The 24101-nt window shown below is 62.7% G+C and carries 29 protein-coding genes and 1 other RNA gene; 25 read left to right on the forward strand and 5 right to left on the reverse strand.

Annotation, left to right across the window (positions count from 1 at the left end):
• Nucleotides 1-58 precede the first annotated feature (58 nt).
• The gene (gene tkt / locus BSG19_RS17415) at nt 59-2041 is read right to left on the reverse strand and encodes a transketolase (protein ID WP_092989296.1); all 1983 of its coding nucleotides are present in this window, start codon (nt 2039-2041) and stop codon (nt 59-61) included.
• Between the two features lie 285 nt (nt 2042-2326).
• On the opposite strand from tkt, the gene BSG19_RS17420 reads away from it, so the two are divergent.
• From BSG19_RS17420 to BSG19_RS17465, 10 genes are all read left to right on the forward strand, one after another.
• Nucleotides 2327-2599 (forward strand): DUF4164 domain-containing protein, encoded by a 273-nt coding sequence (locus BSG19_RS17420; protein WP_092935696.1) that lies wholly within the window; start codon nt 2327-2329, stop codon nt 2597-2599.
• Nucleotides 2600-2643: 44 nt separating this feature from the next.
• Nucleotides 2644-3048, forward strand: a complete 405-nt coding sequence (locus BSG19_RS17425; RefSeq protein WP_092989297.1) for a cell division protein ZapA — start codon at nt 2644-2646, stop codon at nt 3046-3048.
• Nucleotides 3049-3126: 78 nt separating this feature from the next.
• Nucleotides 3127-3284, forward strand: a non-coding RNA gene (gene ssrS, locus BSG19_RS17430) — 6S RNA.
• Between the two features lie 157 nt (nt 3285-3441).
• On the forward strand, nt 3442-4062 hold the full coding sequence (locus BSG19_RS17435; RefSeq protein WP_092989466.1) for a 5-formyltetrahydrofolate cyclo-ligase: 621 nt from the start codon (nt 3442-3444) through the stop codon (nt 4060-4062).
• Nucleotides 4059-4883, forward strand: a complete 825-nt coding sequence (locus BSG19_RS17440; RefSeq protein ID WP_092989298.1) for a TIGR00282 family metallophosphoesterase — start codon at nt 4059-4061, stop codon at nt 4881-4883. The genes BSG19_RS17435 and BSG19_RS17440 overlap by 4 nt, the downstream gene beginning before the upstream one ends.
• Nucleotides 4884-4996: 113 nt before the next feature.
• Nucleotides 4997-5245, forward strand: a complete 249-nt coding sequence (locus tag BSG19_RS17445) for a BrnT family toxin (protein ID WP_092989299.1) — start codon at nt 4997-4999, stop codon at nt 5243-5245.
• Complete coding sequence (locus BSG19_RS17450) at nt 5238-5540, forward strand: BrnA antitoxin family protein (protein ID WP_092989300.1); 303 nt, start codon at nt 5238-5240, stop codon at nt 5538-5540. The genes BSG19_RS17445 and BSG19_RS17450 overlap by 8 nt, the downstream gene beginning before the upstream one ends.
• 114 nt (nt 5541-5654) lie before the next feature.
• A complete protein-coding gene (locus BSG19_RS17455; RefSeq protein ID WP_092989301.1) occupies nt 5655-6497 on the forward strand; it encodes an MBL fold metallo-hydrolase in 843 nt (280 codons plus the stop codon).
• 106 nt (nt 6498-6603) lie between these two features.
• The gene (locus BSG19_RS17460) at nt 6604-7350 is read left to right on the forward strand and encodes a YebC/PmpR family DNA-binding transcriptional regulator (RefSeq protein WP_062475123.1); all 747 of its coding nucleotides are present in this window, start codon (nt 6604-6606) and stop codon (nt 7348-7350) included.
• 242 nt (nt 7351-7592) lie between these two features.
• The gene (locus BSG19_RS17465) at nt 7593-9050 is read left to right on the forward strand and encodes a GGDEF domain-containing protein (protein ID WP_092989302.1); all 1458 of its coding nucleotides are present in this window, start codon (nt 7593-7595) and stop codon (nt 9048-9050) included.
• A gap of 7 nt (nt 9051-9057) precedes the next feature.
• Here the strand turns inward: BSG19_RS17465 and BSG19_RS17470 are convergent, their stop codons facing one another.
• Nucleotides 9058-10056 carry an LLM class flavin-dependent oxidoreductase gene (locus BSG19_RS17470; protein WP_092989303.1) on the reverse strand — a complete coding sequence of 333 codons (999 nt, stop codon included), beginning with the start codon at nt 10054-10056 and terminating at the stop codon, nt 9058-9060.
• Nucleotides 10057-10206: 150 nt separating this feature from the next.
• Here BSG19_RS17470 and ruvC point away from each other — a divergent pair, with 150 nt between their 5' ends.
• The 9 genes from ruvC to BSG19_RS17515 all read left to right on the forward strand — a co-directional run bounded on the left by ruvC (nt 10207) and on the right by BSG19_RS17515 (nt 15225).
• A complete protein-coding gene (ruvC, locus tag BSG19_RS17475; RefSeq protein WP_092989304.1) occupies nt 10207-10731 on the forward strand; it encodes a crossover junction endodeoxyribonuclease RuvC in 525 nt (174 codons plus the stop codon).
• Between the two features lie 102 nt (nt 10732-10833).
• The gene (ruvA, locus tag BSG19_RS17480; protein ID WP_092989305.1) at nt 10834-11451 is read left to right on the forward strand and encodes a Holliday junction branch migration protein RuvA; all 618 of its coding nucleotides are present in this window, start codon (nt 10834-10836) and stop codon (nt 11449-11451) included.
• A 75-nt stretch (nt 11452-11526) separates the two neighbouring features.
• The gene (locus tag BSG19_RS17485; RefSeq protein ID WP_170866024.1) at nt 11527-11811 is read left to right on the forward strand and encodes an AbrB/MazE/SpoVT family DNA-binding domain-containing protein; all 285 of its coding nucleotides are present in this window, start codon (nt 11527-11529) and stop codon (nt 11809-11811) included.
• Nucleotides 11808-12209 carry a PIN domain-containing protein gene (locus tag BSG19_RS17490; protein ID WP_092989307.1) on the forward strand — a complete coding sequence of 134 codons (402 nt, stop codon included), beginning with the start codon at nt 11808-11810 and terminating at the stop codon, nt 12207-12209. The genes BSG19_RS17485 and BSG19_RS17490 overlap by 4 nt, the downstream gene beginning before the upstream one ends.
• Nucleotides 12206-13246: a Holliday junction branch migration DNA helicase RuvB gene (gene ruvB / locus BSG19_RS17495; protein ID WP_092989308.1), complete on the forward strand. Its 1041-nt coding sequence runs from the start codon at nt 12206-12208 to the stop codon at nt 13244-13246. The genes BSG19_RS17490 and ruvB overlap by 4 nt, the downstream gene beginning before the upstream one ends.
• On the forward strand, nt 13247-14113 hold the full coding sequence (locus BSG19_RS17500; protein ID WP_092989309.1) for a metallophosphoesterase: 867 nt from the start codon (nt 13247-13249) through the stop codon (nt 14111-14113).
• Nucleotides 14113-14622, forward strand: a complete 510-nt coding sequence (locus BSG19_RS17505; protein ID WP_092989310.1) for an NUDIX hydrolase — start codon at nt 14113-14115, stop codon at nt 14620-14622. The genes BSG19_RS17500 and BSG19_RS17505 overlap by 1 nt, the downstream gene beginning before the upstream one ends.
• 64 nt (nt 14623-14686) lie before the next feature.
• Nucleotides 14687-14902, forward strand: coding sequence for a hypervirulence associated TUDOR domain-containing protein (locus tag BSG19_RS17510; protein WP_062475096.1), 216 nt, complete (start codon nt 14687-14689; stop codon nt 14900-14902).
• Nucleotides 14902-15225, forward strand: a complete 324-nt coding sequence (locus BSG19_RS17515) for a hypothetical protein (protein WP_092989311.1) — start codon at nt 14902-14904, stop codon at nt 15223-15225. Before BSG19_RS17510 ends, BSG19_RS17515 begins: the two co-directional genes overlap by 1 nt.
• 43 nt (nt 15226-15268) lie before the next feature.
• Here the strand turns inward: BSG19_RS17515 and BSG19_RS17520 are convergent, their stop codons facing one another.
• The 3 genes from BSG19_RS17520 to BSG19_RS17530 are packed head-to-tail and all read right to left on the reverse strand — an operon-like array spanning nt 15269 to nt 18218.
• On the reverse strand, nt 15269-16168 hold the full coding sequence (locus BSG19_RS17520) for an NAD-dependent epimerase/dehydratase family protein (protein ID WP_092989312.1): 900 nt from the start codon (nt 16166-16168) through the stop codon (nt 15269-15271).
• Nucleotides 16168-17001 carry a glycosyltransferase gene (locus tag BSG19_RS17525; protein WP_092989313.1) on the reverse strand — a complete coding sequence of 278 codons (834 nt, stop codon included), beginning with the start codon at nt 16999-17001 and terminating at the stop codon, nt 16168-16170. The genes BSG19_RS17520 and BSG19_RS17525 overlap by 1 nt, the downstream gene beginning before the upstream one ends.
• Nucleotides 16998-18218: an NAD-dependent epimerase/dehydratase family protein gene (locus tag BSG19_RS17530; RefSeq protein ID WP_092989314.1), complete on the reverse strand. Its 1221-nt coding sequence runs from the start codon at nt 18216-18218 to the stop codon at nt 16998-17000. Before BSG19_RS17530 ends, BSG19_RS17525 begins: the two co-directional genes overlap by 4 nt.
• A 172-nt stretch (nt 18219-18390) precedes the next feature.
• Here BSG19_RS17530 and ybgC point away from each other — a divergent pair, with 172 nt between their 5' ends.
• From ybgC to tolB, 6 genes are all read left to right on the forward strand, one after another.
• Nucleotides 18391-18822, forward strand: a complete 432-nt coding sequence (ybgC, locus tag BSG19_RS17535) for a tol-pal system-associated acyl-CoA thioesterase (protein WP_092989315.1) — start codon at nt 18391-18393, stop codon at nt 18820-18822.
• A gap of 85 nt (nt 18823-18907) precedes the next feature.
• Complete coding sequence (locus tag BSG19_RS17540; RefSeq protein ID WP_170866025.1) at nt 18908-19942, forward strand: glycosyltransferase family 4 protein; 1035 nt, start codon at nt 18908-18910, stop codon at nt 19940-19942.
• 292 nt (nt 19943-20234) lie between these two features.
• Nucleotides 20235-20954: a protein TolQ gene (gene tolQ, locus BSG19_RS17545; protein WP_062475077.1), complete on the forward strand. Its 720-nt coding sequence runs from the start codon at nt 20235-20237 to the stop codon at nt 20952-20954.
• A 24-nt stretch (nt 20955-20978) separates the two neighbouring features.
• Complete coding sequence (tolR, locus tag BSG19_RS17550; RefSeq protein ID WP_092930245.1) at nt 20979-21440, forward strand: protein TolR; 462 nt, start codon at nt 20979-20981, stop codon at nt 21438-21440.
• 9 nt (nt 21441-21449) lie between these two features.
• Complete coding sequence (locus BSG19_RS17555) at nt 21450-22574, forward strand: cell envelope integrity protein TolA (protein ID WP_092989317.1); 1125 nt, start codon at nt 21450-21452, stop codon at nt 22572-22574.
• 90 nt (nt 22575-22664) lie between these two features.
• A complete protein-coding gene (gene tolB / locus BSG19_RS17560; RefSeq protein ID WP_092989318.1) occupies nt 22665-23969 on the forward strand; it encodes a Tol-Pal system beta propeller repeat protein TolB in 1305 nt (434 codons plus the stop codon).
• The last annotated feature ends 132 nt before the right edge of the window (nt 23970-24101 follow it).

Below are 24101 nucleotides of genomic sequence, written 5' to 3' on the forward strand. Positions count from 1 at the left end.
TGGTTCAGGCGGTGGTCATTGGGCATGCGCGGCTGCGCATGCCCCTTCTGGGAGACATTTAAGACAGTTTGGCTTCCGCAGCCGCGACGATCGCGTCTGAGGTGATGCCGAAGTGCTTGAACAGGTCCTTGGCGGGGCCGGAAGCGCCGAAGGAATGCATGCCGACGAAAGCGCCGTCGGAGCCGATGAAGCGATCCCAGCCCTGGCGGACGGCGGCTTCCGCCGCGATCTTCACAGGGGCGGTACCGATCACGGCCGCCTGGTAGTCTTCCGGCTGGTCTTCGAAAAGCTCGAAGCAGGGCACGGAGACGACGCGGGCGGCGATGCCCTTGGCCTTGAGGTCGGCGGCCGCCTTGACGGCGATCTCGACCTCGGAGCCGGACGCGAAGATCGAGACCTTGGCGTCGTCGGCCGCAATCAGCTCATAGGCACCCTTGGCGCAGAGGTTCTCTTGGCTGTAGGTGGTGCGGGCCGGAGCGAGATTCTGGCGGGTCAGCGCGAGGCCCGAGGGCCGCTTGCCGTCTTCCAGCGCCAGCTGCCAGCATTCCGCCGTTTCCACGGCATCGGCAGGGCGGAACATCAGGAGGTTCGGGATCGCCCGGAGGGCTGCCATGTGCTCGACCGGCTCGTGCGTCGGGCCGTCTTCGCCCACGCCGATGCTGTCATGCGTCAGCACGTGGATGACGCGGATGCCCATGAGGGCGGCAAGGCGGATCGACGGACGGCAATAGTCCGAGAAGATCATGAAGCCGCCGGAGTAGGGAATCAGGCCGCCATGGAGCGCGATGCCGTTCATGGCCGCAGCCATGCCGTGTTCGCGGATGCCCCAGTGCATGTAACGGCCGCCGAAATCGGTCGGCGTGATCGACGTCATCTGGCTGGTCTTGGTGTTGTTGGACGGCGTCAGGTCGGCAGAGCCGCCCAGCGTTTCCGGCAGGAAGCCGTTGATGACTTCCAGCGCATCCTCGGAGGCCTTGCGGGTCGCGATCGTCGGGGGCTTCTCGGCGAGCTTCTTCTTGTAGTCGTCTATGGCCTTGTCGAAGCCGGCGGGCAGCTGGCCTGCAAAGCGGCGGGTGAATTCCGCCTTCTTCGTTTCGTCGGTCGCAGACAGGCGCGCTTCCCAGGCCTTGCGGGCCTGTACCGAACGCTCGCCGGCGCTGCGCCAGGCATCGAGAACGTCTGCTGGCGTGTCGAAGGCTTCCGATTCCCAGTTCAGCGCCTTGCGGGTCGCAGCGATTTCTTCCGCACCGAGAGGTGAACCGTGAACCTTGTGGGTACCGGCCTTGTTCGGCGCGCCGAAGCCGATGACGGTCTTGCAGGCGATGAAGGTCGGGCGGTCGGACTTATGGGCGGCTTCGATCGCGTCGGAGATCGCCTTCTGGTCGTGGCCGTCGACTTCGATCGTGTTCCAGTGCACCGCCTTGAAACGGGCGATCTGGTCGGTCGAGTCGGACAGAGATACGGCACCGTCGATGGTGATCGAGTTGTTGTCCCAGAAGAGAACGAGCTTGTTGAGCTTCAGGTGCCCGGCAAGCGCGATGGCTTCGTGGCTGATGCCTTCCATGAGGCAGCCGTCACCGCAGAGCGCGTAGGTATAGTGATCCTGCAGGTCCGAGCCGAACTCCTGTTCGAGCTTGCGCTCGGCAATCGCCATGCCCACGGCATTGGCAATGCCCTGACCGAGTGGTCCGGTCGTCGTCTCGATGCCCGTGGCATGGCCGAATTCCGGGTGGCCGGCGGTCTTGGAGCCGAGCTGGCGGAACTGCTTGATGTCATCGATGGTCATATCGGGATAGCCCGTCAGGTAAAGAAGGGCATAGAGCAGCATCGAGCCGTGGCCGGCGGACAGCACGAAACGGTCGCGGTCTGCCCAGTTGGGGTTCTTCGGGTCGAACTTCATATATTTGGTGAAAAGGACGGTCGCGATATCGGCCGCACCCATGGGCAGGCCGGGATGGCCGGAATTGGCCTTTTCCACTGCATCCATGGCCAGAAAACGGATCGCATTCGCCATCCGGTCGTGTTGTTCATTCGAGATCATGACTGTTCCGCTTAAGCTTGGTGATCAGGGAACGGTCTCTATCCTCCAAAGACCGCATCGGAAGCGGGGTGAGACATAGCACCTCGCCCGGTGGAGTCAACAAAGACGGCAGGCGTCGAGGTCCTGTGGAAGCACGAAAAATCGTGCGTGATCCACAGCTTCCAGCCTGAAGCTGACAGCGCGGCGTTGTGTCGCCCGATGGATTGAGTCTAATAGTGCGATTGGCTCTGACGAGGGCGCGGCTTGCCGATTCGGCGCCCCGGCCATGGATTGGAAGCAGACACGATGGCGGCAGGAAAGACAGTCAGGGCGGCAATCGACGAGCTGAAGGGTGCCGTCGCCGGGCTGGAAAGCGTGATCGACGGCCGGCTGGACCGCGAGCGCGACCGGGTGGAGATCGAAGGCGAGGTTCGCCGGGTCAATACGGACAGGGCGCGGCTTGCGCAGGAACTCGACCAGTCGCAGTTCCGCGCCAATCGCCTCGAAGAGGTCAACCGCGAGGTTTCCCGTCGTCTCGTAACGGCCATGGAAACCATTCGCGCCGTTCTCGACCGATGATCCCTATCTCATCCGTCAACGGGCCTCGGGCCGGGAGTTAGCCAATGGCGCAAGTCACCGTGACGATCGACGGCAAGGCCTATCGCATGGCCTGCGAGGAGGGCCAGGAAGGGCATCTGACCGATCTAGCCTTACGCTTCGACCAGTATGTCAGCCATCTCAAGGGCCAGTTCGGCGAGATCGGCGATCTCCGCCTGACGGTTATGGCGGCCATCATGGTGACCGACGAACTTTCCGAGGTCGATCGCCGCCTGAAGGCGCTGGAGGCCGAGGTGGACGGGCTGAAGCGCGCCCGGGACGCTGCCATCGCCCAGCAGGCCGATGCGGAAGAGGCGCTGGCCTCCGCGCTCGGCGAGGTCACGGCCCAGATCCAGGGCCTTGCCGCCCGCATCGTCAACCGTCCTGCGCCGCCTTCCCAGCCTGGCCATTCTCCTGCCCAGCCGCGATAAGCGTTCGTTTCCAGACGCCTCCGCCGATTTCGTAATCGGCCTCTGGTATGCCGCGCCGAAGCACTCTATATTCGTTTCTGCGGTCTGCGCTTCACGACAGGAACCACAATCCCTGGGGCCATACTCGATCCAACGGGAGCTGTCCCTGTCCAGGCTCGTGGGCCTGGGCATATGGCGCCCACCTACGTTTGTAGGCACCCAGGATCGTAAACATCCATCGGTCGTGTGGATCGCACCTCATTCCTTTCTTGTGCCGTCAGTGTCTGGACGCGGTGCCTTTCGGCCCCGCGGCAGGAGGCTTTCCCTCGCATCCAGCCTCATCGATGATGCAAACATCTTGATCCTGCCCGGTAGACGGTTCAAACGGGATGGAGGGAGGAGGGCATCATGACGTTGACATCCAGAGAACAGAAGGCGCTTCTTCGGGCCGAACGGCTGTCGCTGCGGGATGCGCTTACGCCGGAAGCGCGGGCTGCCGGTGCTGCCGCGATGCTTCGCCACATCGGCCGGCCGGCGTCTCGCCAGGCCTTCGACTTTGCTGGCTCCATCATCTCCGGCTTCTGGCCCATCCGCTCCGAACCCGACATCCGTCCTCTCATGGAAGACCTTCGTGCCGCTGGCGCGCGCCTTTGCCTGCCCGTTGTTCTCGACCGCGAAACCATCGTCTTTCGCGAATATCTCGCTGGTGCGCCCGTCGTGAAGACCGGGTTCGGCACCACGGGACCAGACGAGACGGCGCCGGAGGTCGATCCCGATATCATGCTGGTGCCGCTTTCGGCCTTCGATCGCGACGGGCACCGGATCGGCTATGGCGCCGGCCATTACGATCGGGCCATTGCCCGTCTCGACGCCCTTGGGAAGCGGCCACAGCTGATCGGGATTGCTTTCGCCTGCCAGGAAGTGGCATCAGTGCCTTTTGAGCCGCACGACATCCCGCTTGACGCCATTCTGACGGAGGAAGGCCTGATCGAGACGCAGCGGCAGGGCTTTACAAGCGAGATCGATCAGACATGAGACTTCTTTTCCTCGGCGATATGGTGGGCAAGACGGGCCGGACGACGGTCTGGGAAAAGCTGCCGGGCATCGTTTCCGACCTCAAACTCGACTTCGTCATCGTCAATGGCGAGAACGCCGCCGGCGGCTTCGGGATCACCGAGGATATTTTTCTGGAGACGATCAATGCCGGTGCCGACGTGGTTACCACCGGCAACCATGTCTGGGACCAGAAAGAGGCCGTGACCTTCTGCCAGCGGCACGACCAGTTCCTGCGGCCCGCCAACTATCCCGCAGGCACGCCGGGACGAGGCTCCGGCCTCTATTTTGCACGCAACGGTGCGCGCGTGCTCGTCGCCAACATCATGGGCCGCGTCTTCATGCATCCCGAACTGGATGATCCCTTCAAGTCGGCCGAGGCCATTCTGGCTGCCTGCCCGCTGAAGGAACAGGCGGACGCAATCGTGTTCGACTTTCATGCCGAGGCAACCAGCGAGAAGCAGTGCTTCGGGCATTTCGTCGACGGGCGCGCCAGCTTCGTCGTCGGCACACATACGCATGTGCCGACCGCCGACCACCAGATCCTCAACGGCGGCACCGCTTACCTGTCGGACGCCGGCATGTGCGGCGACTACGACTCGTCGCTCGGCATGGAAAAGGAGGAGCCGCTCAACCGCTTCATTTCCAAAATGCCCAAAGGCCGTTTCGAAGCCGCTTCCGGCCCCGCCACGATCTGTGGCGTGGGTGTCGAGATCTCGGATCGCACCGGCCTTGCCGAAGCCATCGCTCCCTTGCGCATCGGCCCACGCCTCTCGGAAACCGTACCGTCTTTCTGGGCGTGACAGTCTAAATGATTAATATTAGATATCGTTCATATTGACATTATTCGGCAGCGCGCGTTTTCTGGCTTCGACCAGGAGCACTTGGCGCGCTGGCGGAGTGTGTTACGATATACATGCGGATTGTGTTCGACGAGGTCAAACGGCAGAGCAATATCCGGAAGCATGGGCTGGATTTCGCGGATATAAAAATGTCCTATTTCTCGCGATCGGTCATTGTGCCGACGAAGAAAGCTCGGATGCTGGCCATTGGGCAATATGAGCATGTCATTACGGCCGTGGTCTTCTCGCGTCTTGGCACGGAAGCTATTTCGATTATCTCCTTCCGTCTGGCGAGCAAGAAGGAAAGGGCAATTCATGAGTAAAGCTAGAAAATCCCTATGGCCCGTAACGGACGCTGACGAAGCCGAAATTCAGGCGAGAATCGCTTCTGATCCTGACGCTCCAGAGGCAACGGATGAGGAACTCGCCCAAGCGCGCCCCTTCGCCGAGGTCTTTCCCGATCTCGCTGAAAGCATCCGCCGCGTGGAAGCGGAGCGGGAAGCGTCGAAGGAGCGTGTTTCCCTCGATCTGGACGGCGATGTGCTCGCCAAGTTCCGGGCGACCGGCGAAGGCTGGGAGGAGCGGATCAACAAGGTGCTGCGCTCGGCCAAGCCCTGAAGTCATTGTTCCGGCAATGACGCGATTGTGACGTATCGCCTCTTTACCGCATGCATCCTGCGCATATTCTGACGCGACCGCCAAACAAGGGCTGAACCGGTGTCAGGGTGTCCCATGCTGCGATCTGCCGTTCTCACCTGCGCCGTCCTTGCCTCTGCCGGTGTTGCTTTCCTGCAGACACCCTCGTTTGCTCAGGAGCGGGCGGTGAGCCAGTGCCAGGCGATTGCCCGGGCCCTGCCGGGTTCAGGCTTCGTTCAGCTTGCCAGTGCCGATCCCTCCTATGCGCGGCAGGCCGCAGCTCGTGACCAGACCGTTGCGATCACCTTTCTCGGGCACTCCACCTTCCTCCTGGAAACGCCGGAGGGGGTAACCATCGCCACGGATTACTCCGGTTTTCACCGTCCGCCACAGCCGCCTATGGTGGCCACGATGAACAAGGCGCATTCCACCCATTACACGCTGACGCCGGGGCCGGGCATTGCCCACGTGCTGCACGGCTGGGGCGACAACGGCAATGCTGCCGATCACGATCTCCTCGTCGGCGACGCCTATATCCGCAACGTGCCGACCGACATTCGCGCCGGATATGGCGGTGCGATGGAGCCGGACGGCAATTCGATCTTCATCTTCGAGGTCGCGGGCCTCTGCATCGGTCATCTCGGTCACCTGCATCACGAGCTCGACGAGACGGATTATGCCGAAATCGGCCGTCTGGACGTGGTGATGGTGCCGGTGGATGGCGGGCTGACGATGGGCGCGGAGGGCATGGTGCGCGTCGTCACCCGGCTGCGCTCCTCGCTGATCCTGCCCATGCATCGGCGCGGCCCGCCGGTGGAAAGCTTCCTGGGCCTCTTCGGTCCTGGCTTCGACCGCACGGCGGCCGACAGCGCGACCGTCAATGTTTCCCTGCGAACGCTGCCGAAGAAGCCGCTGATCATGGTTTTGCAGGGTCTCTGAGGCTTTGCGCCCGCGATGAGCCGGACAACAGGCTGGACGAACCGGCCGGATGAAATTATAAGGCGGCCCGATCCCATCATCGGCAGAGTTTATCCAAGAGGGCGCCATGGCCGGCCATTCACAGTTCAAGAACATCATGCATCGCAAGGGCCGTCAGGATGCCGTGCGCTCCAAGATGTTTTCCAAGCTCGCCCGCGAAATCACCGTCGCAGCCAAGGCCGGCCTTCCCGACCCCTCGATGAACGCGCGCCTGCGCCTTGCCATCCAGAACGCCAAGGCCCAGTCCATGCCGCGCGACAACATCGAGCGCGCCATCAAGAAGGCATCGGGTGCCGACAGCGAGAACTACGATGAAATCCGCTACGAGGGTTATGGCCCCGGCGGGGTCGCGGTCATCGTCGAGGCGCTGACCGACAACCGCAACCGCACCGCATCCAACGTCCGCTCCACCTTCACAAAAGCCGGCGGCGCACTGGGTGAAACAGGCTCGGTCTCCTTTTCCTTCGATCGCGTCGGCGAAATCACCTACAAGCCCGATGTCGGGACAGCGGACGCGGTGATGGAAGCGGCCATCGAAGCCGGTGCCGAGGACGTCACCAGCGATGAGGACGGCCACACGATCATCTGCGGTTTCGAAGATATCGGCGAGGTCTCCAAGGCACTGGAAGCGACGCTCGGCGAAGCCGAGACCGTGAAGGCGATCTGGAAGGCGCAGAACAGCGTCCCCGTCGACGAAGAGCGGGCGGAATCCCTGATGAAGCTTATCGACACTCTGGAAGACGACGATGACGTGCAGAACGTCTACGCCAATTTCGAAGTGTCTGACGAGGTTATGGCCAAGCTGTCCGCCTGATCGGACGTTGTAGATCGCTTCTCGCCGGGGTTGTTTGCTGTGCGAGAGTACGTGACTGATAACCTTATCGTAACGTCTGTCCGTCAGCATGCCGCCTGTCTGCCGTTGGCGCCGCCTCGTCGCTTATTGAGGCCCATCGCGCATCGGCCGGCGGACTGGCTTGGCGGAAGCTCTGTTCAACGCTTCCGGCGTGGCTTCCGCGCGGGTCCAACCTGAATGCTGAATGGAAAGCGGGCCGGGCGATGCGTTTCGTTCACCTCAGACTCGTCGGACCCGCCATCGGTTGCGTCGCCCTGTTGATCGCTGCCATGGCGACTGTACCCTATTATGGCGCGGCACGGATCGATGGCGACGCGCGGGTTCAGCAGGAAACACTGGTCAAGCGCAATCTCGCCCTCTGGATCGCCGATATCGAATTCGCGCTGACCTCGTGGACCGTCTGGGACGAGGCCATAGCCAAGCTCGACAATGCCTTCGACCTCGAATGGACCGACCGGAACATCGGCGCGTCATTGATCGGAACATCGCGAACGCGCTTCGCAGCCGTTCTCAAGTCCGACGACACCCTCCTCTACGCCCGCACAGACGAGACGGTGGCATCGCGACCGTTCTTTGCCCGTGGCGCGGCCCAGATCGTCGTGGATGCCGACGCGCTTGTGGCAGACGTACGCAAGCGGGAGAAGGATCCAAGGGGGGCGGGCATCCCCAAGCCCATATCCACCAGCCGCATCGAGGTCCTCGGGCAGGAAGCTGTCCTCCTGACGGCGAGTGTTTTCCAGCCGGATTTCGGCACGGCGAAGGTCAAGGGCTCGCGTGCTCCGGTGCTGATCACCGCCATGCCCATCGGCAGCAGTCTGCAGGATTTCTTCGGAACACGGTTTCTCCTCGACGACGCCCGCGTCAGCTCCCTGAACGATGTTGCGCCGGAGCGTGCGCGCGCCGAGATCGCTGTCGGGCCGGGCGGTGAGGTGCAGGTTCTCTCCTGGCGCCCGCCGACGCCCGCGTGCGACATGCTCTATCAGGCAACGCCCTTTGTTTTGACGGTCGTTCTAGTGCTTCTGATCGGCGGTGTCCTGCTGGTTCGCATCTCGCAGACGACGGCCCAGATGCTGGTCGGACGCGAACGCATGATGGCGCATGCCGCAACGCATGATGTTCTGACGGGACTTGCCAACCGGGCGCTTCTGGACGCTGTGTATTCCCAACTGGCGTCGTCGGGACCGTTCATCGTTGCGTGCCTCGATCTCGACGGGTTCAAAGGCGTCAACGATACCTATGGTCACGCGATCGGCGACGATCTGCTGCGCGCTGTCGCATCGCGGCTGCGCGCCAACACTCGCGACATTGATCGCCTGTTCCGCCTGGGTGGCGACGAGTTCGCAATCCTGATGCCGTCGATAACGATTGCTGATGCCGAAGCTGTCTGCGAAAGGCTGGGGGAGGCGCTGTCGGCGCCCATGTATCTGCCGGGCGATTATCCGCCTGGACATCGCATCGAAATCGCGGCTTCCTTCGGCATTTGTAACGTCACCGAACCGCAGACGACGTGCAATGCCGCATTCCGGTTGGCGGACGACGCGCTCTATCGGGCGAAGTCGCTCGGCCGAGGCTGCGTCGTCGTGGCGGGCGCCATGCTTGCCGGGGAGCAGTCAGCAGACACAGACGATCTCCGCCGCGCTGCAGCCAGCCTGCGCAGCTGATCCGACCTCATGCCGCGGCGGCAAGCTCCTGTCGTGCTTCGGCAAAGCGGCGGACCGACTTCAGCCTTGCATCCATATCGAACACGGGCATGGAAATAATCAGCTCGTCCGCGCGGGTATCGGCTAGAAAGGCCTGCGTCTTCCGGCGCACCGTCTCCGGCCCGCCAACGATGGCGTAGGTCATCGCGTGATCGACAAACGCCTTTTCCGAAGCATTCCAGAGCCCGTCCATACTGTCGACCGGTGGCGGAAACTGCCCGCGTGCATTGCGGCGGAGCGCCACGAAGGATTGCTGCATCGATGTGAAAAGATGTTGCGCTTCCTCGTCGGTATCTGCGGCCACGCCCATGATGCCGACCATGGCATAAGGCTTGTCGAGAATGGCCGACGGCTCGAAACGTTCGCGATAGATCTCCAGCGCCGAAAACAGCATGTCGGGAGCGAAATGCGAGGCGAACGCGAAGGGCAGGCCAAGCATGCCGGCAAGCTGCGCGCTGTAATGACTGGAGCCGAGAAGCCAGATCGGAACATTGGTTCCAGCGCCGGGTGTAGCGATAACCTCGCCCTCGCGGGGCGTGCCAAGCAGGCCCTGGAGTTCCACGACATCGTTCGGGAAGGAATTTGCACTTCCTTCCATGTGGCGCCTCAGCGCTGCTGCCGTGCGCATGTCCGTTCCCGGCGCCCGTCCAAGGCCGAGGTCGATCCGGCCCGGATGGAGTGCGGCGAGCGTGCCGAACTGTTCGGCGATAACGAGCGGCGAATGGTTGGGAAGCATGATGCCGCCGGAGCCGACACGGATCGTTTTCGTGCCCGCCGCAACATGCGAGATGACAAGCGCGGTGGCCGCGCTGGCGATGCCGCTCATACCATGATGCTCGGCCAGCCAGAACCGCTCGTACCCCGCTCGTTCGGCCTCCTGCGCCAATCGACGCGAGTTGTCGAGCGCTTGTGAAACGGTGCTGCCTTTGGTGATCGGCGACAGGTCGAGAATGGAAAAGGGGACCATGGCGAGCGGCCTTCAATTGATGAACGTCATTGTCATGTAAGAGACCCGTTTGCCGAATCCAAGGGCGGCTCAGAACGCGTTCGTTGCGGATGTTTTTGTTTTGTTCACATTTTGCTGGCAGCGTCCGGGTGCAAAGGCTAGGATATTTTCATGCAATCCACGATTCGCATTATCGGTATCGATCCCGGGCTCCGCCGCATGGGATGGGGCGTGATCGACACGCTGGGCAACACCTTGCGCTTCGTGGATTCCGGCACGATCCTGTCGGATGGAGATGCGGATCTCGCCTCGCGGCTCTGCCAGCTGCATGACGGGCTTGCCGATATCATCCATCTTCACAAGCCGGATGAGGCGGCTGTCGAGCAGACCTTCGTCAACAAGGACGCCGTGGCGACGCTGAAGCTCGGGCAGGCTCGAGGCATCGCCATGCTGGTGCCGGCCCGCGCCGGGCTGAAGGTGGCGGAGTATGCCCCAAACGCCGTCAAGAAGTCGGTGATCGGCGTCGGGCATGGCGAAAAGCAGCAGATCCACATGATGATCAAGGTTCTGATGCCCAAGGCGACTTTCAAGGGCAACGACGCCGCCGACGCGCTGGCTATCGCCATTTGCCATGCGCACAATCGTCAGAGCTTTGCCGGCAGTCTTGCACACCGGATCGCGGCTGCCACGGCGTAAGGACTTTGCCGATGGAGCGCGACGGGTCTCGACAGCCTGCGGCTCGTCGGTCATGACGACTTTACCTGTAAGCTTTCTTCTTTTTCTCGAGGACCTCAGCGGATGATTGGCAAGTTGAAGGGCACGATCGACGAGATCGTCGACGACCACGTCGTGATCGATGTCCATGGTGTCGGCTATGTCGCCTACTGCTCGGCGCGGACGCTCGGCAAGCTTGGCACATCCGGCGAGGCGGTGGTGCTGTTCATCGAAACCTATGTGCGGGAAGACCAGCTTCGCCTGTTCGGCTTCCTCACTGCGTTGGAGCGTGAATGGTTCCGCCTGTTGCAGAGCGTCCAAGGGGTCGGTGCGAAGGTCGCGCTTGCCGTCCTCTCGGTTCTCACGCCGGGCGAACTTGCCAATGCCATCGCGCTACAGGACAAGACCTCCATTTCCCGTGCCCCCGGCGTCGGCCCGAAGGTGGCCGTGCGCATCGTCACCGAACTGAAGAACAAGGCCCCGGCCTTCGCCGGTGAGGCCTCTGCCGGCATTGGCTTCAAGCAGGAACTGGGCGAGGGGGCCGTGCCCGCGCCGGTCGCGGATGCCGTCTCGGCGCTGACCAATCTCGGCTACTCCCGCGATCAGGCCGCCAACGCCATCGCCGCGGCCCTGCGCAATGGCGGCGAGGGGGCAGATAGCGCCAAGCTGATCCGGCTTGGTCTGAGGGAGCTGTCGCAGTAAGCGCTACCGGCACATATGATTCCGCCTGTTTTTGTTTGGTCCAACAAATGTTATTTTGTCGGAAAGGAGCCTATCATGACGAAAACTCTGACGATGACGGCTAAAGGCCAGATTACGATTCCGAAAGATGCGCGTGAAGCCCTCGGTCTTCGGGGTGGCGACCAGCTCGTGTTGAGTGTGGTCGGTAACGAAGTCGTTGTCACGCCGAAGAATATTGATCTACACGAGCTAGCCGGTCTCTTAGGTGATCCGCCTGCCGGTACAGCGACCCTTCAGGAGCTTGACGAAGCTGTGATGGAGGCCGCGGGTCAGCATGTTTCACCCTCTGAGCGTCGCGTCAAAAGACACGATGCCGCATGAGGCAATATGACATCGACACCAATGTTATTTTGCGTCTGATCGTCAATGACGATGCGGAACAGCGTCGTCTCGCTGTTCAGTTGAGCGAACAGTTGGGTAACGCCTTTGTCGGCCATCTCACCCTGATAACGTTGATCGAACTGGATTGGGCGCTGCGCTCACGCTACGGGTACGTGCGAGCGGACGTGGTCGCGGCCGTCAACGCGTTGCTTCGCGTGCGCGGGCTGTCCATCGAGTCGCATGACCTCGTCGTTTCGGCCTTGAAGCTGATGCGCGGAAAGTCGGATTTTGCGGATGTCCTGATTGCCCTCAAGTGCCGCGATGCTGGATGCGAGAAGACGGTGACGTTCGACCAGACTGCGGCCCGCCTTATCCCCGGAATGGAACTTCTCGCATGACAGACGAAGCCCGACTGATTTCCTCTGAAAAGCGCGGCGAGGATCTCGATACCGCGCTTCGGCCGCAGTCGCTGGACGAGTTCACGGGCCAGGCGGAAGCGCGGGCCAATCTGAAGGTCTTCATCGAGGCGGCGAAGCATCGTGGAGAGGCGCTGGATCATGTGCTGTTCGTCGGTCCGCCCGGCCTCGGCAAGACGACGCTGGCGCAAATCATGGCCAAGGAACTCGGGGTCAATTTCCGCTCCACGTCCGGTCCCGTTATCGCCAAGGCCGGCGATCTGGCGGCGCTGCTGACCAATCTGGAAGAGCGCGATGTGCTCTTCATCGATGAAATTCATCGGCTGAACCCGGCGGTCGAGGAAATCCTCTATCCCGCCATGGAGGATTTCCAGCTTGACCTGATCATCGGCGAGGGGCCTGCTGCGCGCTCGGTGAAGATCGACCTTTCGAAGTTCACGCTCGTTGCCGCCACCACCCGGCTTGGGCTGCTGACGACGCCGTTGCGCGACCGTTTCGGCATTCCGGTACGTCTCAGTTTTTATACGGTAGAGGAGCTGGAGCTGATCGTGCGGCGCGGCGCGCGGCTGATGGGGCTCGGCATTACCGACGAGGGAGCGCGCGAGATCGCCCGTCGCGCTCGTGGAACACCGCGCATCGCCGGACGGCTCCTGCGCCGGGTGCGGGATTTCGCGCAGGTCGCGGGGGCCGAGGCGGTGACGCGGCAGATCGCCGACGAGGCGCTGACGCGGCTTCTCGTCGATAATATGGGCCTCGACCAGCTCGACAAGCGCTACCTCGGCATGATCGCGCTCAATTTCGGCGGCGGTCCCGTCGGCATCGAGACGATCGCGGCAGGACTGTCCGAACCGCGTGATGCGATCGAGGATATCATCGAGCCCTACATGATCCAGCAGGGCTTCATCCAGCGCACGCCGCGCGGCCGCGTGCTGACCATCAATGCCTGGAAACATCTCGGCCTCGTGCCGCCTAAGGATCTCGAAGCGTCGCAATTCCGCCTGTTCCAGGAGGACGACTGATTGCTCTCCCGGCGCGTGTTTCTGAAGATATCAGGCGCGTTCGTGCTGGCGGCTATGTCCACAGGCGCCTATGCCGTGGGCATCGAGCCGCGCAGCCGCCCGCGCGTCGTCACGCACCGCATCACGCCGCCCGGCTGGCCGCAGGGTCTGGCGCTGCGGCTCGTGCTCGTCAGCGATATTCACGCCTGCGACCCCTATATGCCCGCATCGCGGATCGCGGAGATCGCGCAGCAGGCCAATGGCCTTGGTGGCGACATGATCCTGCTTCTGGGAGACTTTCTCTCGGGCATGCGTCTGGGCTCGCAGGTGTCGCCGGACGCCTGGGGTGAAGCGCTGCGGCCTTTGAAAGCGCCGCTCGGCGTTCACGCGATTCTCGGCAATCATGACTGGCTTGACGATCCCCAAGCCATGGACAGCGGCAGGCCCGTGGTCGTTCAGGCCGTGCTCGATCGTCTCGGCGTGCCGCTCTACAGCAATCGCGCCGTGCGGCTTGAAAAGGATGGGCATGCCTTCTGGCTGGCTGGCCTTGCCGATCAACTGTTTCCAGCCGCCGGCCTCGACGATCTCCCCGGCACGTTGGCAAGCGTGACCGACAACGCACCCGTCATCCTCATGGCGCATGAGCCCGACATCTTCCCGACCGTCCCCGCACGCGTCGCCGTCACGTTGTCCGGTCACACCCATGGCGGGCAGATCCGCCTGTTCGGCTATTCTCCCGTCGTGCCGTCACGCTTCGGCAGTCGCTATGCCTATGGGCACATCGTCGAGGACGGCCGCCATCTTGTCGTGTCCGGCGGGCTTGGCACGTCTATCCTTCCCGTCCGGCTCGGCTCGCCACCGGAAATCACCGTCGTGGAGTTGGGCTGATGAGCAAGCGCAAGATGGTTCGGCTCGATGCCGGCAACAAACGGTTCAATTTCCGGATCGCAGGGCTCGGTTTTCGCGACGGGCATGTCCTCGTCCACCGGGCCGTGCACGAGACGTTCTGGACCTTTCCCGGCGGTCGCGCCGAAATCGGCGAGACGTCCGAAGCGACCCTTCGTCGCGAGATGCAGGAGGAACTGGGCGTCGATGTCACCGTCGGGCGCCTCTTGTGGACGGTCGAGAATTTCTTCCATTACGAGGCGCGCGACTACCACGAGATCGGCTTCTACTATCTGATGACCGTGCCTCCGGTGTTTCCGTTCCATGCAAGCGAGATCGTGCACCGCAACCGGGACGGCAAGAGCGATCTGGAGTTCAAATGGGTGCCTGCGACGGTCGCAGCACTCCGGGCGCTCGATATTCCGCCCTATTTCATTGCCGAAGAGATCGAGACACTGCCCGAGACCAGCCGACATATCGTCTGGCACGACGGCGATCTCGACCGCATCTGACGGAACCCGTTTCGCCGACGCGCATTTTCCGAGGCGACCAAGCGTCGCGTCAGAGGAGCGAGCGATGAAGAAATTTACGAAGGGCACCACGGTGTCGTGGAAATGGGGGCAGGGCACGGCGGAAGGAAAGGTGGACGAAAGCTTCACCGAGGATGTCGAGCGCACCATCAAGGGTCACAAGATCAAGCGCAAGGCCTCGACAGACGAGCCGGCCTACCTCATCAGCCAGGACGACGGCGCGCATGTGCTGAAAAGCCATTCGGAACTGAGTGCAAGCTGATGGCCGGCGATCATTTTCCCCCGGAAGCGGTCGCCAAGGCGGCGGAAAAAGGCCTCGAGCTTCGTCAAACGTTCAAGCGGGGCGGCACGCAGATCGGTGTCGCGCGCGCCCGCGACCTCAAGAACCGCGCCAACCTGTCTCCCGATACGATCAAGCGGATGTCGAGCTATTTTTCCCGCCACAAGGTCGACAAGCGCGCCAGGAATTTCGGCGACGATAGCGATCCCTCTCCCGGCTACATCGCCTGGCTGCTCTGGGGTGGAGACGCCGGACGGGATTGGGCGGAGAAGCAGAAGGAGACGCTGGGGAAGGAGAAAAAGTGAGTAGCAAGTCGTGATCAGTTTGTAGTGTCGCCGGTCGGGCTTCTCACGGCTTGGCCATGAGGCGTTCCGCAAGCGCTGCGATGTCGGCGCGGAAGCGGTCGGTTCCGCCGGGATGCCAGCCGAGCGAGCGCAGACGGGACGTGTCCATCTGGTGGAAGAGGCTTTTGTCCAACGGTCTGGGCAGAGGGTGAGTGCAGCCAGTGACCTGCTGAAGTTCCGAGAGGACGTCGTGGTGGCTCGTCAGGAGGTCGGAAGCGTTGAAGGCCCTGCCGCTGACAAGCGTTGTATCGGTCTTGAGAAGAAGAAGGACGGCAGCTGCCAGATCGTCGCCGTGGATCTCCGTGCCGACGCGATCCTCGACCGGCCGGCCGGAAAGGTAGTCCTGCTCGAGCACTTCCCATTTATGCGGCAGATCGGGGAGGAGGCCGTAAACACCCGTCGGGCGGAGGCTTGCCGTCACGAAATCATCCGCATTCAGCCCGCCGAGAGCCTGTTCCGCTTCCCATTTGACGGCACCATAGAGACTTTCGGGTGCAGGCTTCATGTCCTCGGCAAGAAGAACGCCATCCGGCTGGCGACCATAGACGGCGCGGCTGGACAGGAAGATGCAGCGCCTGACGCCAGCCTGTTTCGCCGCTTCGAACAGGCGCACAGAGCCATGAAGGTTGGCGCGCCGGAAGCCCTCGGGATCGTTGCCCTCGCCACCGCGATATCGGCCGGGCACATGCTGGAAGGCGGCATGGACCAGAGCATCGCATCCGTCGAAATCCGGCGGGGTCGCATCAGGATCGAGGGACAGGAACGTGGCCTCGACATGACGCGAGAAGGGCAGGGTCGGCCTTGCCGACCTGACACCGGCCACGACCTCATGGCCATGTGCCAGCAGATGCTCGACCACGAAGCGGCCGACAATGCCCGTTGCGCCCGAGACCAGAACCCGCATCAGCCGGCCTGTTCGCTGGAGGAGGGCCCGGAAAGGCTCGCGATATCGGGAATGCCGGTGCCCTCGTGGAAGGCATGCCAGAGGTCGATCAGCGGTTTCAGCGCCTCCGCCTTCGGATGGTCCGTCTCCCACGGCTTTTCATACTGGTAGTGCAACACGCCGATCGACGGCCAGTCCCACAGGGCCGGCAGCGCGAACCACACATATTGCAGCATGTTCATCGTCACCGGCAGTCCATGCCAGTCCGGAAAGAAGGTCTGCAGAAAACTCTGGTCGGTACGGGGCCAGAACGCATCCGGCATATCCAGCCTTTGCAACATCGCCCGGAACGTCTCGTCAGAGGGTCTGGCCACGAAGACGCCGGAGTTCAGCCGGTGGAAATCAGCAAGGCTTTCATAGACGTTGGGCGCGGCCGAGAATTCCGGATAGGCGAAAAGCCGGTCGATGTTCCTCAGAACCAGAGCATCGGCGTCGATGAAGATGCAACGCTCGTATTCCGTCAACTGCCAGAGCCGCAGTTTGCAAAAGTTGTCGAGCGGCGAATGGAAGGCCGGCTTGCGCCCCTTGGTGAAGGGCGCCGCAGCATGGACGTTGCGCCGCGCGTGCCGCTCGTTGAACATATCCGATAATGGCAGCAGATCGGTTTCGATCAGCCGCACATCGAACGTGGCCAGTGGCGCGAGCGCATCCCTGTCAACCGCCGGCGTATGGAAAACGACGATATCGGCCTGTGTGCCCGTCCTGCGGATCGAGCGGCAGAGCGCTTTCGCGCCCATCGCGTAATCCGCATTGGTCACCAGTGTCACATAGGCGTGAGCGGTTTTCCCGCTCATGACACCGATTTCAGCCGGCGCCCTTCCGGATCGTGAACGATCTTTGCCGCGATGTCTTTCGTCCAGGCGGAGACGGCGGGAACGCGGCTGCGATCGACGCGATAGGCGTATTTCCTGGCCACATCGACGATCTCCGACAGCAGGCCGTCCTTGAGCTTCGTCGGGGCGAGACCCAGGTCGAGAAACTTGTCGTTCTTCACCACAAGCTCGTTCTCCGGCGCTTCCTTGCGCGGGTTGGGCAGCCAGGCGATCTCGGCACCGGTTATGTCACCGATCATCCGGGCGAGATCGCGCACCCGGTGCGTCTCCGTCATCTGGTTGAAGATCTCGACACGCGATCCGCGTTGCGGCGGGTTCTTCAGGGCAAGCTCGATGCAGCGCACGGAGTCCTGAATGTGAATGAAGGCGCGGGTCTGCCCGCCGGTGCCATGCACCGTCAGAGGGTAGCCGATGGCGGCCTGGATGAGGAAGCGGTTCAGCACCGTGCCGTAGTCGCCGTCATAGTCGAAGCGGTTGACCAGCTGCTCATGGCGCCGGGTCTGCTCGGTGTGCGTGCCCCAGACGATGCCCTGATGCAGGTCGGTGATGCGCAGCGCGTCGTTCTTGGCGTAGAACTGGAACAGCAACTGATCGAGGCACTTGGTCATATGATAGATCGAGCCTGGATTAGCCGGGTAAAGAATGTCCTGGCTCACCGTCTCCCCGCTCTCGGTGGTGATGCCGACGGGCAGATATCCCTCGGGGATCGCGGCGCCCACCGTCGAATAACCGTAGACGCCCATGGTGCCCAGATGCACCAGATGCGCATCGAGGTTCAACTCCACCAGCGCGTTGAGCAGGTTGTGCGTTGCCGAGACGTTGTTGTTGACCGTGTAGTTCTTGTGCCGGTCGCTCTTCATCGAATAGGGCGCTGCACGCTGTTCGGCAAAGTGGATGACGGCGTCCGGGCAATGCTCGGCCAGCCAGTTCTTGAGAAGCTCGTAGTCGCGACCGAGGTCGATCAGGTTGAAGTGGATGCGGCGCCCCGTCTCGGCATGCCAGATGCGCGTGCGCTCCTGGATCGAGTCCATGGGGGTCAGGGACTGCACACCGAGCTCCGTGTCGATCCATCGGCGCGAGAGATTGTCGAGAATATGGACGTCGTGGCCCGCCTCGGACAAGTGCAAGGCCGTCGGCCAGCCGATGAAACCGTCTCCGCCCATCACTGCAATCTTCATGACGTCGCCTCCTGAAGAAAAGTCGATTGGCGGTTGCCCGCCTTCCGAACGAATTTTGCGCCTTCACCGCTGTAATTAGAAATTATGACAGTTGTTCAATGCTTGTCGCGATCGCCTCTTTGCGCCACAACGGCCTTGCGAGCATGAGGATGGGCATAAGAGGCGGCAGGACGTGGATTATTCGATTGCGGGTACGCTGGGCGAGGAGGGGCATCTGCTCCACCAGCGGGTCTATTACGAAGACACCGATTTCTCCGGCCTCGTCTATCACGCCCGCTACCTGCATTTCCTCGAGCGTGGCCGCACGGACTATCTGCGCTGCCTCGGCGTCGAGCAGCGGGCGCTTCTGACGGCCGATGCCGAGGGGCTCGTCTTCGTGGTCCACCGCATGGAGATCGACTTTCGCCTGCCGGCGCGCATGGACGATATCCTCACCATCCGCACCGTAACGGAGAAAGCGGGCGGTGCGAAAATGGTGCTGCAACAGCAGATCCTCTGCGACGAGCGCCTGCTCATCTCTGCAAAGGTCATCATCGCCGTCATCAACGCGGCCGGCCGTCCACGACGCCTGCCGGACGCTCTGGCGAACAGGTTTCTCGCCTGAGACAGCTCCGTTTCCGTTCGCCCCGGCGCGTCGCTAACCGAAGCTTCATCCCCCGGTGGTAGAGAACGAGCGATAGGGGATGTCCATGAAGATAGCCGTCAATGCCCGGGTTACGAAGTTTGCGATGGGTGGCCAGCAGCGGGTTGCCGCCGAAATCGCCACGCGGCTGGGGCCGATGACCGAAATCGTGCCGGATCGGCCCCTCGGCGGCATGAAGGCGCACGCCTGGGAGCAGTTCGCACTGCCGGTCCGGGCGCGCGGCCACCTCCTCTGGTCGCCATCGGCCACCGGGCCCATCGCCAAGGCGGATCAGGTCGTCACCCTCCACGATGTCGCCTTTCTGGATGTACCCGAATTCTTCTCCCGATCGTTCACGGCGTTTTACAAGGCGCTGCTGCCGGTGCTGGTCAAGCGTGTGGCGCGCGTCGTTACGGTGTCGGAGTTTTCCCGCCAGCGCATCGCGACCACGCTCGGCATTGACGCGAGCCGGATCGACGTCATCCCGAATGGCGTCAGCAGCCATTTCCGCCCGTATCTTGCCCATGAAATAGCAGCCACCCGTGCCGCGCTCGACCTGCCCGCACGCTACCTGCTGCTGCAGGCGACCGCCGACCGGCGCAAGAACCTGGCCGCGACGCTGCGCGCCTGGGCCATCGCGCAGCGCGCGCTTCAGCAAGAGATCACGCTCGTCGTCTCCGGCAATCTCGGGCGCGCCCATGTCTTCGGCGATGTCGCGTCCATTCCCGACGTGCCACGCACGAAGATGATCGGCTATGTCGATGAGGTGCATATGGGCCCGTTGATGGCCGGTGCCGAAGCCTTCCTGTTTCCCTCGCTTTACGAAGGCTTCGGCCTGCCGATCATCGAGGCCATGGCCTGCAACACGCCGGTTCTGACGGCCGCGGCAACGGCGACGGGCGAGATCGCGGGCAATGCCGCCATGCTGGTCGATCCCACGTCCGACACCGCGATCGCGGATGGCATCGTATCGCTCATGCGCGACGATGGATTGCGGTCACGGCTGGCGGCGGATGGTCTCGTCCGCGCGCGGGACTTCTCCTGGGACAATGCCGCCGACCGGTACCGGTCGCTCTTCCGCTCTCTCGGCGCCGATATCTGACGCACCGCTATCCGGAGCGATGATCGTACATTCGCACGGTATCGGCTTACGGATACGCCGTCGGTAACACTCCCTTAACCATAATGATGTCTTATCGACCCACGGGATTTTGTGCAGTGCACGTCATCCTTTGACCAAGATTACGCGGGAAAGGTTTGCTCGAAGCTTGGATTGCACGTGTGCGATCGGCGGCGGGCTGCCGGGGCGAACTTGAAAACAATGACGTTTGAGCGACCTGGCGTCGAGCATGTGATGGCTCTTGCCGGGCGTCCGGATTCGGGGATTTGATAGCATGGAACAGGCTGGATTGGCCGCTGTGACCACGGACGTGACGTTGTGGTCTCTTTTCATGGAGGCCGGTTTCGTCGTGAAGCTGGTCATGCTCGGGCTCATGGCCGCGTCGGTCTGGACCTGGGCCATCGTGGTCGACAAGACCATTCGCTATGCCCGCGTCCGTCGCCAGCTCGATAGTTTCGAGCAGGTGTTCTGGTCGGGCCAGTCGCTGGAAGAGCTTTACCGCACCCTTTCCGACCGCCAGACCTCCGGCATGGGGGCGATCTTCGTCTCGGCCATGCGCGAATGGAAGAAGAGCTTCGAGCGTGGCGCACGTTCGCCCATCGGCCTCCAGATGCGGATAGACCGCGCCATGGACGTGACGCTGTCTCGCGAGTCCGAAGCGCTGGAAGCGCGGCTCGGTTCGCTTGCCACCATCGGTTCGGCCGGGCCGTTCGTCGGCCTTTTCGGAACCGTCATCGGCATCATGACCTCGTTCCAGGCCATCGCCGGTTCGAAGTCCACCAATCTCGCCGTCGTGGCGCCGGGTATCGCGGAAGCGCTGCTGGCCACCGCCATCGGCCTGCTCGCCGCTATCCCCGCGGTTATCGCCTACAACAAGTTCACGGCGGATGCGGGCAAGATCAATTCCCGCATGGAAGGCTTTGCCGACGAGTTCTCCGCGATCCTGTCGCGCCAGATCGACGAAAAGCTGCAGCCGCGCCAGGCGGCGCAATAAAGAACACTGACGGAGACCTTAACGATGGGTATGGCAGTGGGCGGATCCAAAGGCTCGGGCGGCAGACGCGGCGGGCGTGGTCGCGGACGCGGCGGCAAGGCCGTCATGAGCGAAATCAACGTGACCCCGTTCGTGGACGTCATGCTGGTGCTTCTCATCATCTTCATGGTGGCCGCACCGATGATGACCGTCGGCGTGCCGATCGACCTGCCGGAAACGCAGGCGAAGGCGCTGAATTCCGATACGCAGCCGATCACGATCTCGGTCAATCCGGCCGGCGAGATCTTCCTGCAGGAAAGCCCGATCACCATTGAAGAGGTCGTGCCGAAGCTCGAGGCCATTGCCAAGACCGGCTACGAGGAGCGCATCTATGTGCGCGGCGACACCAATGCGGACTACGGAACGGTCATGAAGGTCATGGCCCGCATCTCGTCCGCCGGCTTCAAGAACCTGGGTCTCGTGACCCTTCAGGAAACGGACAAGTGAGCCTTTGACATGAAGGGCAGCATCGCAACCTCCGCTGTACTTCACGGACTGGTGCTCACCTGGGCACTGGTTTCGCTCGGCAGTCCGAAGCCTCTCGAGGTCGCGCCGGTCGAGTCCGTGCCGGTGGAGATCATCAGCGAGATGAGCCAAATCCAGCAGGGCGACCTCAAGGCACCCATGGCCGAGAAATCTGCGCCCAAGCCCTCCGAAAAGCCCCAGACACTGCCCGAGGCCGAAAATGCCGGCGATAACGACGTCGATATGAAGACGCCGCCGAAGCCGGTTTCCAAGCCGATCGAGAACCAGGCCTCCGCCGCGCCGCCGAAGTCGGAAGACGCGCCGCCGTCCCCCGATCCGGTGAAGGAAGAGGTCAAGCCGTCCGAAAAGCCACCCGCCGAACCCGCAACCGAAGTCGCCGCCCTGCCGGCGCCCAAGGAAGAGGTGAAGCCGGACCCCAAGCCCGATCCGAAGCCCGATCCGAAGCCGGAGCCGGAAGCGAAGGCCGAGCCGAAGCCGGAACCGACCCCGACACCGGCCGAGCCGACGCCGGCAGAGGCCCCGGATGCCGCGGCCCTGCCGCAGAACGTGCCGGCCCCGACCGCGCGTCCGAAGGTCGAGGAGACCGCGGCCGCCCAGACCGCCAAGACGCCAGACCGGAAGACGGACGCTGCCCCCAAGGAGCAGAAGAAGACGTCCTCCCAGAAGGAAAGCGACTTCAATGCCGACGAGGTGGCAGCCCTCCTCAACAAGACGGAATCCTCCGGCGGCGGCGCCAAGCGTTCGCAGGACAAGGCGGCTCTCGGCGGCAAGAAGACCACGACCGGAAACACGCTGTCGATGAGCGAGATGGACGCGCTGAAGGGCATGATCCAGAAAAACTGGTCGATCATTCCCGGCATGGCGGATCTTCAGGGCATGGTGATCACGGTTACGATCCAGCTCGATCCCCAGGGCGAGATCGTCGGTCAGCCCGAGGTCGAGGCGACCGGGGGAACGGCGACCTCGCAGCGCGCCATGATCGGCAGCGCGACGCGCGCGGTCCGTCGCTCGGCGCCCTTCAAGCTGCCGCCAGAGAAATACGATTCCTGGCAGGAAGTCGTCATCCACTTCGATCCGTCGGACATGCTGCTTTGACCGCTGGCTCACTGAAACACATCACTCCGGCCATCGCCTCGCGCGACGGACGTCACCATACCGAATGGACTGCTGAGAGGCTCCGTAACCATGCTTAGACGCACCTTTTTCCGGCTCTTCGTCGCGCTGACGGGTCTGGTCGCTGCTGCGACCGTGCCTGCGCAAGCGCGCGTCGAGATCAACATCAACCGGGGCAATGTCGAGCCGCTGCCGATCGCCATCACCGACTTCCTGCAAGGGGAGATGGGGCAGAAGATCTCGGACGTCGTGGCCGCCGACCTGAAGCGCTCGGGCCTGTTCGCGCCGGTCGACCGCAAGGCCTTCATCGAGAAGGTCACCAACCCGGATGCCCCGCCGCGCTTTGAAGACTGGCGTGTGCTGAACGTTCAGGCGCTGGTCACCGGCCGCGTCACGCAGGAGGCCGATGGTCGCCTGAAGGCCCAGTTCCGCCTGTGGGATGCGACCGCGCAGAACCAGATCACCGGCCAGCAATACTTCACGCAGCCGGAAAACTGGCGGCGTCTCGCCCACATCATCGCCGATGCGATCTACAAGGAAATCACCGGCGAAGAGGGCTACTTCGATACGCGTGTCGTCTATGTCGCCGAAAGCGGCCCGAAGACGGCCCGCAAGCGCCAGCTCGCCATCATGGACCAGGACGGCGCCAATGCGCGCGCCATCACCAATTCCAACGATATCGTGCTGACGCCGCGCTTCTCGCCGAGCCGCCAGGAGATCACCTATATGTCGTTCGAGGGCCAGGAGCCGCGGGTCTACCTGCTGCAACTGGAAACCGGGCAGCGCGAGGTGGTCGGCAACTTCCCCGGCATGACCTTCGCGCCGCGCTTCTCGCCGGATGGCCAGCGCGTCATCATGAGCCTTCAGCAGGAAGGCAATGCGAATATCTATACGATGGACCTGCGCTCGCGCACCACGACGCGCCTGACCTCGACGGCGGCCATCGACACGTCGCCATCCTATTCGCCGGACGGCGCGCGCATCGTGTTCGAAAGCGACCGCGGCGGTCGCCAGCAGCTCTACGTCATGGGCGCGGACGGTTCCGGGCAGACGCGCATCTCGTTCGGCGACGGTTCCTATTCCACGCCGGTCTGGTCTCCGCGCGGCGACCTCATCGCCTTCACCAAGCAGTCGGGCGGGAAGTTCTCCATCGGCGTGATGAAGCCGGACGGTTCTGGCGAGCGCATCCTGACATCCGGCTTCCACAATGAAGGCCCCACCTGGGCGCCGAACGGCCGCGTGCTGATGTTCTTCCGCCAGGACAGCGGTGCCGGTGGCCCGCAGCTCTATTCCATCGATCTTACGGGCTATAACGAGCAGCGTGTTGCCACGCAGGGCTTCGCGTCGGATCCGGCCTGGTCTCCGCTTCTGGAATAGCCCGACCTCGTGATTGCGGCGGGAATCGTGGCAGAATGCCGCTTTCTCGCCGCAAAATCCTGATTACGACCGGTTGATGGTCGCGCGTTGAGAGAGTTTTAACCATCTGCGTTGCATGAAGATTAACCGCTT

The sequence above is a fragment of the Rhizobium sp. NFR03 genome, assembly GCF_900111275.1.
Classification (GTDB): Bacteria; Pseudomonadota; Alphaproteobacteria; order Rhizobiales; family Rhizobiaceae; genus Ferranicluibacter.

Bases quoted from the DNA above. Each gene is read 5' to 3' on its own strand.
- tkt (WP_092989296.1), bottom strand. From the start codon at position 2,041: ATGATCTCGAATGAACAACACGACCGGATGGCGAATGCGATCCGTTTT.
- BSG19_RS17420 (WP_092935696.1), top strand. From the start codon at position 2,327: ATGGCGGCAGGAAAGACAGTCAGGGCGGCAATCGACGAGCTGAAGGGT.
- BSG19_RS17425 (WP_092989297.1), top strand. From the start codon at position 2,644: ATGGCGCAAGTCACCGTGACGATCGACGGCAAGGCCTATCGCATGGCC.
- BSG19_RS17440 (WP_092989298.1), top strand. From the start codon at position 4,059: ATGAGACTTCTTTTCCTCGGCGATATGGTGGGCAAGACGGGCCGGACG.
- BSG19_RS17445 (WP_092989299.1), top strand. From the start codon at position 4,997: ATGCGGATTGTGTTCGACGAGGTCAAACGGCAGAGCAATATCCGGAAG.
- BSG19_RS17450 (WP_092989300.1), top strand. From the start codon at position 5,238: ATGAGTAAAGCTAGAAAATCCCTATGGCCCGTAACGGACGCTGACGAA.
- BSG19_RS17455 (WP_092989301.1), top strand. From the start codon at position 5,655: ATGCTGCGATCTGCCGTTCTCACCTGCGCCGTCCTTGCCTCTGCCGGT.
- BSG19_RS17460 (WP_062475123.1), top strand. From the start codon at position 6,604: ATGGCCGGCCATTCACAGTTCAAGAACATCATGCATCGCAAGGGCCGT.
- BSG19_RS17465 (WP_092989302.1), top strand. From the start codon at position 7,593: ATGCGTTTCGTTCACCTCAGACTCGTCGGACCCGCCATCGGTTGCGTC.
- BSG19_RS17470 (WP_092989303.1), bottom strand. From the start codon at position 10,056: ATGGTCCCCTTTTCCATTCTCGACCTGTCGCCGATCACCAAAGGCAGC.
- ruvC (WP_092989304.1), top strand. From the start codon at position 10,207: ATGCAATCCACGATTCGCATTATCGGTATCGATCCCGGGCTCCGCCGC.
- ruvA (WP_092989305.1), top strand. From the start codon at position 10,834: ATGATTGGCAAGTTGAAGGGCACGATCGACGAGATCGTCGACGACCAC.
- BSG19_RS17485 (WP_170866024.1), top strand. From the start codon at position 11,527: ATGACGAAAACTCTGACGATGACGGCTAAAGGCCAGATTACGATTCCG.
- BSG19_RS17490 (WP_092989307.1), top strand. From the start codon at position 11,808: ATGAGGCAATATGACATCGACACCAATGTTATTTTGCGTCTGATCGTC.
- ruvB (WP_092989308.1), top strand. From the start codon at position 12,206: ATGACAGACGAAGCCCGACTGATTTCCTCTGAAAAGCGCGGCGAGGAT.
- BSG19_RS17505 (WP_092989310.1), top strand. From the start codon at position 14,113: ATGAGCAAGCGCAAGATGGTTCGGCTCGATGCCGGCAACAAACGGTTC.
- BSG19_RS17510 (WP_062475096.1), top strand. From the start codon at position 14,687: ATGAAGAAATTTACGAAGGGCACCACGGTGTCGTGGAAATGGGGGCAG.
- BSG19_RS17515 (WP_092989311.1), top strand. From the start codon at position 14,902: ATGGCCGGCGATCATTTTCCCCCGGAAGCGGTCGCCAAGGCGGCGGAA.
- BSG19_RS17520 (WP_092989312.1), bottom strand. From the start codon at position 16,168: ATGCGGGTTCTGGTCTCGGGCGCAACGGGCATTGTCGGCCGCTTCGTG.
- BSG19_RS17525 (WP_092989313.1), bottom strand. From the start codon at position 17,001: ATGAGCGGGAAAACCGCTCACGCCTATGTGACACTGGTGACCAATGCG.
- BSG19_RS17530 (WP_092989314.1), bottom strand. From the start codon at position 18,218: ATGAAGATTGCAGTGATGGGCGGAGACGGTTTCATCGGCTGGCCGACG.
- BSG19_RS17540 (WP_170866025.1), top strand. From the start codon at position 18,908: ATGAAGATAGCCGTCAATGCCCGGGTTACGAAGTTTGCGATGGGTGGC.
- tolQ (WP_062475077.1), top strand. From the start codon at position 20,235: ATGGAACAGGCTGGATTGGCCGCTGTGACCACGGACGTGACGTTGTGG.
- tolR (WP_092930245.1), top strand. From the start codon at position 20,979: ATGGGTATGGCAGTGGGCGGATCCAAAGGCTCGGGCGGCAGACGCGGC.
- BSG19_RS17555 (WP_092989317.1), top strand. From the start codon at position 21,450: ATGAAGGGCAGCATCGCAACCTCCGCTGTACTTCACGGACTGGTGCTC.
- tolB (WP_092989318.1), top strand. From the start codon at position 22,665: ATGCTTAGACGCACCTTTTTCCGGCTCTTCGTCGCGCTGACGGGTCTG.